The 12,195-nt window shown below is 72.7% G+C and carries 11 protein-coding genes; 5 read left to right on the top strand and 6 right to left on the bottom strand.

The features are described from left to right. Position 1: 1 nt before the first annotated feature. A complete protein-coding gene (locus BCD49_RS02860) occupies positions 2-1,408 on the bottom strand; it encodes a serine/threonine-protein kinase (RefSeq protein WP_071041072.1) in 1,407 nt (468 codons plus the stop codon). Positions 1,409-1,817: 409 nt separating this feature from the next. Between BCD49_RS02860 and BCD49_RS02855 the strand changes: the two genes are divergently transcribed. Beyond that, positions 1,818-3,554: a serine/threonine-protein kinase gene (locus BCD49_RS02855; RefSeq protein WP_007519661.1), complete on the top strand. Its 1,737-nt coding sequence runs from the start codon at positions 1,818-1,820 to the stop codon at positions 3,552-3,554. A 47-nt stretch (positions 3,555-3,601) separates the two neighbouring features. On the opposite strand, the gene upp is transcribed toward BCD49_RS02855, so the two are convergent. Further along, on the bottom strand, positions 3,602-4,225 hold the full coding sequence (upp, locus tag BCD49_RS02850) for a uracil phosphoribosyltransferase (protein WP_007519659.1): 624 nt from the start codon (positions 4,223-4,225) through the stop codon (positions 3,602-3,604). Between the two features lie 146 nt (positions 4,226-4,371). Here upp and deoC point away from each other — a divergent pair, with 146 nt between their 5' ends. Further along, the gene (gene deoC, locus BCD49_RS02845; protein WP_007519658.1) at positions 4,372-5,175 is read left to right on the top strand and encodes a deoxyribose-phosphate aldolase; all 804 of its coding nucleotides are present in this window, start codon (positions 4,372-4,374) and stop codon (positions 5,173-5,175) included. Between the two features lie 80 nt (positions 5,176-5,255). On the opposite strand, the gene BCD49_RS02840 is transcribed toward deoC, so the two are convergent. Next, entirely contained in the window at positions 5,256-5,951 is a 696-nt protein-coding gene (locus BCD49_RS02840; protein WP_007519657.1) for a hypothetical protein, read from the bottom strand. A gap of 177 nt (positions 5,952-6,128) precedes the next feature. On the opposite strand from BCD49_RS02840, the gene BCD49_RS02835 reads away from it, so the two are divergent. Beyond that, positions 6,129-8,423 (top strand): sensor histidine kinase, encoded by a 2,295-nt coding sequence (locus tag BCD49_RS02835; protein WP_083401199.1) that lies wholly within the window; start codon positions 6,129-6,131, stop codon positions 8,421-8,423. Continuing rightward, positions 8,423-9,076, top strand: coding sequence for a response regulator transcription factor (locus BCD49_RS02830; protein ID WP_007519653.1), 654 nt, complete (start codon positions 8,423-8,425; stop codon positions 9,074-9,076). Before BCD49_RS02835 ends, BCD49_RS02830 begins: the two co-directional genes overlap by 1 nt. A gap of 40 nt (positions 9,077-9,116) precedes the next feature. On the opposite strand, the gene BCD49_RS02825 is transcribed toward BCD49_RS02830, so the two are convergent. Continuing rightward, entirely contained in the window at positions 9,117-9,701 is a 585-nt protein-coding gene (locus BCD49_RS02825; protein ID WP_007519651.1) for a TetR/AcrR family transcriptional regulator, read from the bottom strand. Positions 9,702-9,755: 54 nt separating this feature from the next. Between BCD49_RS02825 and BCD49_RS02820 the strand changes: the two genes are divergently transcribed. Next, entirely contained in the window at positions 9,756-10,271 is a 516-nt protein-coding gene (locus BCD49_RS02820) for a GNAT family N-acetyltransferase (RefSeq protein ID WP_007519649.1), read from the top strand. 26 nt (positions 10,272-10,297) lie between these two features. Here the strand turns inward: BCD49_RS02820 and BCD49_RS02815 are convergent, their stop codons facing one another. Together BCD49_RS02815 and BCD49_RS02810 are read right to left on the bottom strand one after the other, a co-directional pair. Further along, positions 10,298-10,918: a DNA-3-methyladenine glycosylase I gene (locus BCD49_RS02815; RefSeq protein ID WP_051466520.1), complete on the bottom strand. Its 621-nt coding sequence runs from the start codon at positions 10,916-10,918 to the stop codon at positions 10,298-10,300. A gap of 122 nt (positions 10,919-11,040) precedes the next feature. Then, complete coding sequence (locus tag BCD49_RS02810; RefSeq protein WP_007519645.1) at positions 11,041-12,144, bottom strand: adenosine deaminase; 1,104 nt, start codon at positions 12,142-12,144, stop codon at positions 11,041-11,043. Between the last annotated feature and the right edge of the window lie 51 nt (positions 12,145-12,195).

The following is a 12,195-nucleotide window of genomic DNA, read 5'->3' as shown; positions in this document are numbered from 1 at the left end:
GTCACATCACCACACCCCTGCGTGAGAGCTGTTCCCGAGATCCGTGCCGGTCCCGCAGGGCCGGGACCAGGTCGTACGCGGCGGTCAGGCGGTTGGCGGCGGCCACGGGCCGGCCCTCCCCCGCGAGCCGCAGCGCCTCGTCGACGAGGTGTGCCGCCGCCCCGGCCACGTCGTCGGCCTCGACACTCGCGGGGACGCTGGCCAGGGAGGGGACGTCGTCCGGCTCCGCGGCGCCGGGAGACGCCGGCCCGGGACCGGTGGCCGCCTTCGCCGCGCTCCGGGCGTCAGCGTCCGGCGGGCCGGCGGTCGCCACGGCGCCGGATCCGCCCGACGGGCCGCTGCCGGAGTGCGGGCCCCACGTCGTGGCGGCGCTGGAGGCCCCGGTGAGCTGGGCCGGGCCGCCCGCCGCGAGCCCCGTGTTCTGGGCGCCGGCGGGTTCCTCGCGGGGCGCCGGCCCGCGCGTGCTCGGGCGCTCGGAAGCCGCCGGCGGAACGGACGGGACGGAGGGGGGCGGGACGGAGGGGGGCGGGACGGAGGGGGGCGGGACGGGCGCGGCCGGGGTCCGCCAGCTCTCGAGGTCGGTGAGCAGCTCGGGCGCGGAGACATGGCGTTGGGACGGGTCCAGCGCGAGCGACCGGGTCACGATCTTCTCGAGGCGCTCGTCGACGACGTACCGCAGCTCCCGGGGCGGGATGAGCCGGCCCGTGTACCAGGCACCCGCGAGGGGATCAGCCGCGACCAGCTCCGGGTGCGGCATCTGGGCGGTGAGCAGCAGGTAGAGGACCGAGCCGATGGCCCAGACGTCGCCGGCGCGGGAGTCGCCGCGCGGGTCGAGGAACGTCTCCGGCGCCTTGAACGCCATGGTGCCGCGAGTGCTGGCCATCAGCGTCCACGGGTTCACCGCCCTGGCCAGGCCGAAGTCCGAGACGAGCACCCGGGTGGCGTCGCCGTCGTGCCCCATCAGCAGGTTCTGCGGCTTGATGTCGCGGTGGATGATCGGCGGGTTCTTCTGGTGGGCGACGGCGAGGCCGCGACACACCTGGACGGCGATGTCCACGGCCTCGGCGACCGGGAGGAACCCGCGGTGAGCGGCCAGGTGGTCGGCCAGCGTGCCACCGGGCACGTATTCCATCGTGAAGTAGCCGAACACCCCGGACGAGGTCTCGAGAGTGTTCGCGTCGAAGACACGCACGATGTTGGGATGTCCGAGCCGGGAAAGCAGCACGGCTTCTCCCAGCGCCTTCTCGATGTCGTTCGTCGACAGGCCGGGACGGCGAAACACCTTCATGGCCTGCCGGCCAAGGAATGGGTGCCTGACCCGGTAGACCTCCGCGAAGGCGCCCTCTCCGAGAAACCGTTCCACGCGATAGGTGTCGCGGATGACCTGCCCCTCGCCCAACAGCGGCATATAACGTCCAGACGCGGTCAGGCCTCGGAACGTGACAGAGCCACCGAGGCGCTATCGAGCGGGTACGGCGCGAGCAGGAACGGCGTCAACCGGAAAGACCGGGCGATCGGGGACAGCTTACCGCGAACCGTCTGGCGCGCAACGTAGTTGGCGTAGAGACGAGGTTGTCGCGCAGACGACCGTCCCACCACGCCGGGCGGAAAGCGGTGGCCAACCCGCGAGGCCGCGCCAGKGGCGTTCCGCGGGTAGAAATCGTTGCCCGCGCAAATAACATGCCATACCGAGTTCCCGGCGGTCGGCGATCCGTCGGGTCGGCAATCTGGCAGGTCGACGATCCGGCAGGTCGGCGGTCCGGGAGGTCGTAGTGTCGTCGACACGGGCGATCTCACGCCGCCAGGGGAGCACACAGATGTCGATCTACAAGGCGGCCGTCCAGGCCGCGTTGCCCGACTACGAGGTCGGCGACGAGATCGGCGTGGGCGGATTCGGTGTCGTCCTGGGCGGATACCACCGGGCCATGGGCCGCAGGGTCGCCATCAAGGTCCTCACCCAGCCCAACCAGCAGGACCGGTTCAGTCTCGAGGCCCGGGTCCTGGCCAGTCTCGACGCCCACCCCCACGTCGCCCGCGTGTACGACTACCGCGAGGTCCCGAACCAGCGCCTCCGGCTGCTCATCATGGAGTTCCTCGCCGGCGGGACCCTCAGCGCCCGGCGGCGGGCGGGCTTGTCCCCTGAGGAGATCTGCGCCGTCGGCATCGCCGTCGCCGAGGCCCTGCACCACGCGCACGCGTCCCGCGTCCTGCACCGCGACGTCAAGCCCGACAACATCCTCTTCGCCGCCGACGGCACCCCCAAGGTCACCGACTTCGGCATCGCGAAGATCCTGGAGAGCACCGAGGGCGAGGCCAGCTACGTCATCGGCAGTCCTGTCTACATGGCTCCCGAGCAGCTCCAGGGCGGCATTCTCAGTCCGGCCACGGATGTCTTCGGCCTCGGCGTGGTGCTCTACCGCCTCCAGTCCGGCCGGCTCCCGTTCCCGCAGCGGTGGGCCAGGACCGCCGCCGTCCCACCGGCGCCGCCCGTCCCCGAGCCGCTCGCCCGGGTGGTGATGAAGGCGCTCCAGCAGGAGCCGGCCGAACGCCAGAGCACCGCCCGTCAGCTCGCGCTCGAGCTCGCCGAGGCCGGCGCCCGGGTCTTCGCGCCCGACTGGCTCGACTACTGCCGCATCCCGGTGGCCGTCGACATGTCCGTCCGGGCCGCCGCCCGGGCGGCGTCACCCATGACGCGCCGGATCGACCCTCGCCAGACCCCCGCCGAGGGCTGGGACGACGGTGATCCCGAACAGCTGAGGGAACGGGCCAGGACGGCCGGGGACCTGGCCGACGCCGGCAACCATCCGGCGGCCCGCGCCATGTACGAGGACCTCCTGCCGCGCCTTCGCCGCGTACTCGGCCAGGACGACCCCGACACGTTGACCGCCGTGGGCCTGGCGGCGCAGAACCTGCGCGAGTCCGGCGACCACGCCTCGGCTCGCGCCCTGTTCGATGACCTCATCCCGCGCCTGCGCCAAACGCTCGGCGAAAACGAGGCGCGAACATTGTTCTTCGCCGGGGAGGCGGCGCGTAACCTCGCCGACTCCGGCAGTCGGGCCCAGGCACGCAGCCTGTACCAGGATCTCCTGCCGCGAGCCCGCCAGGTGTTCGGGGAAAACCATCGGACAACGCTGATCGATACCGGCCTGGCGGCGCGGAACCTGCTCGATCACGGCGACCACGAGGCAGCCCGCGCCCTCTTCGACGACCTCGTCCCACGCCTGCGCGAAACACTCGGAGAAAACAACCACAACACACTGACGCTTTCCGGTTTCGCCGCGCGGAACCTACACAGGTGCGGCGACCGGCAGGCCGCCCGCGCCCTCTACGAGGATCTTCTCCCCCGCCTGCGGCAAACTCTGGGTGAGAACAACCGCACCACGCTGACGATTAGCGCCGACGCGGCGCTCAACCTGCTCGGTTCCGCCGACCGGCGAGCCGCGCGCGCCCTCTACGAGGAACTCCTGCCCCGCGTCCGCCGGGTGTTCGGCGACACCGCTCCCGTCACGAACGCCGTCCACGCCGGTTATCAGCACGCCCTCTCCGACGGATAGGGCGCCGACCGGCCGTCCGGCACGGCACGGCACGGCTCCGGCAATGGTCAGACGGCGCCGAAGAGGCGGTCGCCGGCATCGCCGAGACCAGGGACGATGTAGGCCGTTTCATTGAGGCCGTCGTCGATGGTGGCGGTGACGAGGCGAATGTCCAGGCCGCTGGCCTCGAGAGCGGCGATGCCCTCGGGGGCCGAGACGACCGAGACGACGACGGTTCCCCGGGCACCGCGGTCGGCGAGCAGCCGCAGGGCGTGCAGCGCGGAACCACCGGTGGCCAGCATCGGGTCGAGCAGCAGCACCGGCCGGCCCGACAGATCGGCGGGCACCGATTCCAGGTAGACCGTCGGCTGGAAGGTCGCCTCGTCCCTGGCCAGCCCGATGAACGCGCTGACCGCGTCCGGCACGAGCGCCTGCGCCGCCGGCAGCATGCCCAGCCCCGCGCGCAGGACGGGCACGACGACCGGCTCCGCGGCGAGCCTCGTCCCGGTGGTCTCGGTCAGCGGCGTACGCACCGGGACGACGGACGTCGGCAGCTCACGGGTGGCCTCGTAGATCAGCATCGTCGCCAGGTCGTGCAGAGCCGCCCGGAAGCCGACCCGGGGCGTCGTCTCGTCCCGCAGGAGAGTGAGCGCGACCGCGGCAAGCGGGTGATCGATGACATCTACCTGCACGAGAATGCTCCTTGGGAGGTACCGCGCCGGCCGCGGGCGGGCGGGACCGCGCGCGCCGCGGGCCAAAAGGACGTGTACCACCGCATCACCGGCATCCAAAGCGCAGGGGCCTCGTCCGCGGGCGAACCGCGCGGAAAGATGGGGCCATGACGACGGCAGCCGACGAACCTGACCAGCCAGCCGGCACCTCGGGAACGACCAACCCGCACAAGTTCCCGCCAGCGCCCGAGTCGCCACCACTACCGCCGGTGCCGACGAACCGGGCGGAACTGGCGGCGATCATCGACCACACGCTGCTGAAGCCCGACGCCACCGACGAGGACGTCCTCAAGCTGTGCGCGGACGCGGCGAAGTTCAAGGTCGCCGCCGTCTGCGTCGCGCCGACCCACGTCTACCTGGCGGCGGCCAGCGCCCGCCGGGAGGCGCGGTCCGTGGGCAACGGCGGCCCGCCGGCCTACGCGGTCGCCTCGGTCGTCGGCTTCCCCCACGGCAACCACCTGACCGCGGTCAAGGTGGACGAGGCGCGGCGCGCGGTGGCGGACGGCGCGACCGAGATCGACATGGTGATCGACATCGCGAACGCGGTGGACGAGAACTGGGCCGCGATCGAGTTCGAGATCCACCAGATCCGCGTCGCGGTGCCGGCACCCGTCGTCCTCAAGGTCATTCTCGAGACGGCGCTGCTGAAGGACGCGACGATCCGGTCGGCCTGCCGCGCCTCGCTGGCCGGCGGCGCGGACTTCGTCAAGACATCCACCGGCTTCCACCCCGCCGGCGGCGCGAGCCTGCGCGCCATCCGCGCGATGCACGCCGCCGTCGGCGGCCGGCTCGGGATCAAGGCCTCCGGCGGGATCAAGACCGCCTCCCAGGCCTTGGCGTTCGTCCAGGCCGGCGCCACCCGCCTGGGTCTCTCGTCCACCGCCGACGTCCTGGCCGAAATGCAGCCCTGAGTCATGGTCCGGGCATGGCGTCGGCCCGCCTGGTTTGTGAACCAGGCGGGCCGACGGCGTTCGACGACCGAGGCGAGGTGTCAGGCCTTCGCGGTGCCGGTGAGCTCGTGCTTGCCGAGGCTCAGGCCGGCGAAGGCGATGATCAGCCAGATCGGGCCGACCATGCCGGGGAAGCCCGCGATCGACATCGTGCAGGCCATGAACAGCACCGCGAGCGGCGGGATCAGGCTGACGATGCCCAGCCACTTCGAGACGAGCCGGTCGCGCAGCCCGAGCCAGGCGACGGCGCCCGCCGCCACGACGACGCCCAGGTAGCCGATCCAGGGGCCGAAGTCGCAGAGCATGTAGTAGACGAACTGCCCCTCGCGGGTGAAGAGCTTCTCGTCCATCCCGCCGGGCATGTAGTCGGCGAGGGCCAGCTTCCAGCCGTAGCCGAACGTCAGCGCCGCGGCCGAGGCGACGAACGCGTCCGCCACCACCCGGGCCGCCACCCTGTCCGGGAACGCCTGGATGATCTTCGAGCGCCAGCAGGCGGCCAGCACCAGCAGAAGCGCGACGGCCACGTACCCGATCGCGCCGCCTATCTGGGTCGAGGTCCGCGAGATCTTGTCGATCACGCCCGGCCCGACCTGCTTGTCGGACACGCCGGTGGCGGTGACCACCGTCGCGACGAAGCCGAGCACGCCGGCGCCGACGCCCAGCCAGGTCCAGCGGGGGCGGGCCACCGCGCCGGCGGCGGGAGCGGCGTGGCGGGCGGGGGCAGTTGCGGTTGTCATGTCATCCGTCCTCTCGTCTGCCGGCGGCCTCGTCGCCGTCGGCGTCTGAAAGCAAGGTCCTGCGCCCGCTGTCCCGGAAACGAGGGACAGCGGGCCCGCGCAGGGGACGCGCACCCGACAGGTCCGGGGTCACCGACAGGACGGCTACCAGCGGTATCGCGCGGGATCCTGGGGAACATGGGCGCCCACACGTTGACGCTGGACCACGGCGACAGCCGTGCCGACGGGGCCGTCGTCCATGACGGCCTCGACCGGGCCACGCCCACCGCGGAGCCGAGGGGCGCGGGGCGCGGCCCGAGCACGGGCACCGCCGCCACCGCGGCAGGGCCGGCATCGATCACGCCGATGATGTCCATGACGCCGGCGGTGGTCGCGGCCTCGGTCCTCGCCGTGCTGCTGACGCTGCTGTCGATCGGCTGCGCGTTCGGCGCGATCGCCCTGCATGGATACGTCACCGACCGGACCGCGCACCGGACCGTGCTGTCGAGCGCCGACCTGGTCCTCGCGACCGCGTTCCCGCTGGTCGCGGCGCTCGTGCTGGTCCACCAGCCGCGCAACCGGGTGGGCTGGGTGCTGCTGTCGACGGCGCTGACCGGGCCCTACCTGCTGGCGACCCAGTACGCGGCCCTCGCCCTCGTGCCCGGCCAGGCCGAGTTGCCGGGGCAGGAGGTGGCCACCTGGTTCGCGGTCTGGGGATACGTCCCGTACATGGTCCTGTGGGGACTGGTGCCGCTGCTGTTCCCGGACGGCCGGCTACCGTCGGCGCGCTGGCGTCGCGTCGCGGCGGTCCTCGCGGCGCTCATCGCCTGCCACCTGACGGCCCGGATGTTCTCCCCCGTCAGCACGGACGTCTCCCMCGAGCTGACGAACCCGCTCGCGGTCGACGACGCCACCTGGTTGCTGTACACCACCGTGATCACCGCATATCTGATCATGCTCGGGGGTGGGCTGGTGGGGCTGGCCGCGGTCGTCACCCGGCTGCGCCGCTCGGCCGGCGTCGAGCGCGCGCGCCTGCAGTGGCTGGTCGCCGGCATGGTGGGCCTCGTCGGCGCCACCCTCGCGGGGCTCCTCCTCGAGGGCGACTCGGACTCCGACGGCCTGAGCATGGGCGTCGGCATGCTGCTGCTGGTCGCCGCGATCGGCGTCGGCGTCGTCCGCCACCGGCTGTTCGACATCGGCGCCGCGCTCAGCAGGACCGTCGTATACGGCCTGCTCACCGTTTTTCTGCTGTTCGCCTACGCGGCGACGGTCGCCTCCGCCGGGGCGCTCGTCCCCGGCCAGCGCGTCGCCTACGGCGTGCTCGCCGTCGCCGCCCTGGTCGCGGCGGCCGCTCGCGACCAGGTGCAGCGGTTCGTGGACCGGTTGCTGTTCGGCTCCGCGCGGGACCCGTACGCGGTGCTCGCCGCCCTGCACGGCCGGCTCGACCTGGCCACCGGGCCGATCGACGCGCTGGCGCAACTCGCCGAAGGTGTACGCCGCGCGCTCAAGGTGCCCTATGTCGCCATTCACCCGGTGGACGAGCGGCTGGCGATGATCGAGACGGGAACGCCGGTCGACGCGGTCGAGCGTGCCGCGCTGCATGCCAGGACCGGGCAGGCCGGCACGCTGGTCGTGGGCCGGCGCCACCCGGCCGACGAGTTCAACGCCGCCGAACGGGCGATGTTCGACGACGTCGCCCGCCGCGCCGGCGACCTCCTCGACGCCGCCGCGACGCAGCACGACCTGCGGCGCAGCCGGGACCGTCTGGTGACCGCCCGTGAGGAGGAGCGCCGGCGGCTGCGCCGGGACCTGCACGACAGCATCGGCCCGCAGCTCGCGGCCATGGCGATGCAGCTCGACAGCCTCACCGACGGGCTGGAGGACCGGGCCGACCCGGCGGCGGCGCAGGCCGCCCTGATCCGGGACCGGCTGCGCGGCACCGTGCGCGAGATCCGCCACGTGGTGGAGAACCTGCGCCCGCCGGCGCTCGACGACGGCGGGCTGACCGTCGCGCTGCGCCAGTTGGTCGCGCCGTTCGCGCCGATCGTGACACTCGACCTGCCGGATGAGGCGCAGGCCGACCAGCCGGCGGAGAGCACCCCGACGGCGGAGAGCACGCTGCCGGCCGCGACCGAGGTGGCGGCGTACCGGATCGTCGCCGAGGCGGTGACGAACGCGGTCCGGCACTCCGGCTGCGGGCGGTGCGTGGTCCGCGTCCGCCAGGAGCCGCCGTGGCTGGTCGTCGAGGTGGTCGACGACGGTATGGGGCTCGCCGTGGACGCCGTGCCCGGGGTCGGGCTCCAGAGCATCCGGGAGCGGGCTGGCGAGGTCGGCGGCCGCCTGGAGGTGCACCGGGCCGCGGCCGCCGCGGCCGCGGCCGTGGACGGCGGCATGGCCGTGGACGGCGCCGCGGCCGTGGGTGGCGGCACGGTCGTGGGTGGCGGCACGGTCGTGCGGGCCCGCCTGCCGCTCGGCGAGCGGAGGGCGTCGTGATGTCGTCCGTCCGGGTCGTCATCGCCGACGACCATCCCCTGTTCCTGGACGGCCTGCGCGGCCTGCTGGCCGAGCTGGGGGCGACGGTCGTCGCCGAGGCGCAGGACGGCCGCGCGGCGCTGGACGCGGTGCTGCGCCACCGGCCGGCCGTCGTCTTCATGGATCTGCGCATGCCGGGCCTCGGCGGCATCGAGGCGACGGCCCGCATCGCCGAGCAGGCCCCCGAGACGGCCGTCATCGTGCTGACCATGAGCGAGGACACCGCCTCGTTGCAGGCCGCCCTGCAGGCGGGGGCGCGCGGCTACCTGCTGAAGGAGTCGTCGAAGAAGGACGTCGCGCGGGCACTAGAGGCCGTGGCCCGCGGCGAGCTGGTCATCGGGACGGGGGTGGCGAGCAAGGTCCGCCACGCGGTCGGCGGCTTCTCCCCACAGATGTTCCCGCAGCTGTCCGAGGCCGAGGTCCGGGTGCTGGAGCTGGTGGCAGACGGGCTGGACAACCGGTCGATCGCCGCCCGCCTCTTCCTGGCCGACAAGACCGTCCGCAACCGGGTGTCGTCGATCCTCGCCAAACTCGACGTCACGACCCGGGCCGAGGCCATCGTGCGCGCCCGCGACGCCGGCCTCGGCTCCGGCCCGGCCAGCCCAGCCGGCTGACCAGCCCGGCCGCCTGACCAGCCCGGCCGGCTGACCGGCGTCAGCCGTCGAGGGCCCCGAGCTTCGGGGTCGTGAGCGCGTCGATGGCTGACTCCACGGCTGTGGTCACGCGCGGTTCGTCGCCGGTACCGAGCAGGTCCAGCAGTCCCCCGCGGAGCACCGCCAGCACGGCGCTTCGCTGCCGTTCACCGTCAGGGGTGCGGGCCACGCCGGGGCGCTGGCCTCGTTCGAACAGGTCCAACCAGTCCCGGACGGTGCGCTGCGCGAAGCCGCCCCAGGGGCCGTCCGGCTGGATCAGCGAGTTCGCGTAGGACTCGACCCACAGGCGCAGGATCTGCTCGTTGGACGGGTCCGCGAGCCATCGCCAGACGGCCGTCGCCACCACGGCCAGGTCCGCGTCCTCGGGGACGACCTGCATGAGCCGCAGCTCGTCGGCGCGCGCCCGTTCCAGCAGCGCGGCCACCAGGCCCTCCTTCGATCCGAACACGAAGCGCAGGACACCGGTGCTCGATCCGATGGCATCGGCCAGCGGCCGCAGTGAGAGGTCCACGAGGCCGTGCTGGAGCACGTAGCGATAGGCGGCTTCGAGCAGTTCCGGCCGGCGAGACGTGGTCACGGCCACCACTGTACTGATACGGTCGTGTCACTGACACAGTCGTATCAGTCGGAGGGAGCTGGGGTGGGCACGGCGACGTCCTTACGTCAGATCGGCAGGCCGGGCGATCTCGGCTGGGTCATCCAGCGGCATGGCGAGCTGTATGCCAGCGAGTTCGGGTGGGACTCCTCGTTCGAGGAGCTCGTGCTCTCCCTGGTCGCCGAGTGGAGGAACCGGCGCTCCCCGCGTGACCTGGGCTGGGTGGCGGAGGTCGACGGCGAGCGCGCGGGCTGCGTCTTCTGTTTCGAGACGGACGAACGCGTCGGCCAGCTCCGGATGCTGCTCGTCGAGCCGCGGTTTCGGCGTTACGGCGTGGGCCGGGAACTCGTCGACACCTGCCTGGCACACGCCCGATCCGCCGGGTACGAACGGCTGACGCTCTGGACCAACGACGTCCTCGCCGCGGCCCGCGGGCTCTACCTGCGGTCCGGCTTCACGCTGGTCGCCCGCGAGCCGCATCGCAGCTTCGGCGTCGATCTGGTCGGGGAGACGTACGCGCTCGATCTGGGACCGCCGGACCCCGTCCCGCGCCCGGGCTGAGGGTCACTCGGCGCGCGGGCCCACGGTCATCCGCCGGCCGCGCCCCGGGCGAAGCAGTCGGCGAGGTGGTCGTTGACGAGGCCGCAGGCCTGCATCAGGGCATAGCTCGTGGTGGGGCCGACGAAGACGAGCCCGGCGCGGCGCAGCGCCTTGGCGAGCGCGATCGACTCCGGCACCGTCGCCGGGACGTCGGCGAGCGTGCGCGGGACGGGGCGGGCCGCCGCGTCCGGCTGGAAGGACCAGATGAGCTCCTCCAGCGGGCGTTCCAGCGCGAGGATGGCCCGCGCGTTGACGACCGTCGCCTCGATCTTGCGCCGGTTCCGGACGATCGAGGCGTCCAGGAGCAGCCGCTCGACATCGGCCTCACCGAACGCCGCCACGGCCGCCGGGTCGAAGCCGGCGAACGCCTTCCGGAACCCGTCACGCTTGCGCAGGATCGTCAGCCACGACAGGCCCGACTGGAACGCTTCCAGGCTGAGCCGCTCGAACAGCCCCACCGTGTCCCGCACGGGCCGCCCCCACTCCTCGTCGTGGTAGGCGACGTAGTCGGGGGCGGACATCCCCCAGGGGCAGCGCACCAGCCCGTCCGGGCCCAGCCGCCCCCCGCCGGCACCGTCGACCGCCGTCACGGGGCCATCCACACCAATATCAGTAGCCACGGAGACCTTCCCGGACGTTCTCGGACCCGACACGGCGAGGATGGCACCCAGGTCCGACAAGCCAGTCGCCTTCGTGGCGGCGGTGACGGTCTCCGTCCGCGCCCACGGCGTCACCAGCCCGGTGCCCTCCCGGACAGGGCGTCGTAGCCGGGCTTGATGACGTTGTCGATGAGGTCGAGGCGCTGGTCGAAGGGGAGGAAGGCGGACTTCATCGCGTTGAGGGTGAACCAGCGGATGTCCGACCAGCCGTAGCCGAAGGTGTCCACCAGCGTCGCGAACTCGCTGCTGAGCGTGACGTCACTCATCAGCCGGTTGTCGGTGTTCACGGTGACGCGGAAGCGCAGGTCGCGCAGCAGGCCGATGGGGTGGGTGGCGATGCTCGCCGCGGCGCCGGTGTGCACGTTCGACGACGGGCACATCTCCAGCGGCACCCGGGTGTCGCGGACGTAGTTCGCCAGCGGGCCGAGCGTGGCCCGCCCGTCCGGGTCGACGGCGATGTCGTCGACGATGCGCACGCCGTGGCCGAGCCGGTCGGCGTTGCACCACTGAACGGCCTCCCAGATCGACGGCAGCCCGAACGCCTCGCCCGCGTGGATCGTGTAGTGGCCGTTGGCGCGCTGGATGTACTGGAAGGCGTCGAGGTGGCGGGTCGGCGGGTTGCCCGCCTCGGCGCCGGCGATGTCGAAGCCGACCGCGCCCCGCTCGCGCCAGCGGATCGCCAGCTCGGCGATCTCCAGCGAGCGGGCCTGGTGGCGCATCGCGGTGAGCAGCACGCGCGCGTGCAGGCCGGTGCCACCCGCGCCGACCCGCAGCCCGTCGATCACCGCCTCGACGATCTCGTCCAGCGACAGCCCGCGCTCGGTGTGCAGCTCGGGGGCGAACCGGATCTCGGCGTAGACGACGCCGTCGGCGGCGAGGTCCTCGGCGCACTCCCGGGCCACCCTGGCGAGCGCGTCCGTGGTCTGCATGACCGCGACCGTGTGGCTGAACGTCTCCAGGTAGCGAACCAGTGAGCCGCTGTGGGCCCCGCCGCGAAACCACCCGCCCAGCTTGGTGATGTCGGTGGTCGGCAGCGCCGTGTACCCGCACGCGTCAGCCAGCTCCACCACCGTCGCCGGCCGCAGCCCGCCGTCCAGGTGGTCGTGCAGCAGCACCTTCGGCGCCCGCCGGATCTCCTCCACGGTGGGCAGTGCCTCACCCGTTGTCGTCGTCATCGTCCCGAGCGTAGGGCAGAACTGTAACGATTCCGGTTCGCCGATCCGGCG

Source organism: Pseudofrankia sp. EUN1h (genome assembly GCF_001854645.1).
Classification (GTDB): Bacteria; Actinomycetota; Actinomycetes; order Frankiales; family Frankiaceae; genus Pseudofrankia; species Pseudofrankia saprophytica.
This window is presented reverse-complemented; position numbering and strand designations above follow the sequence as displayed.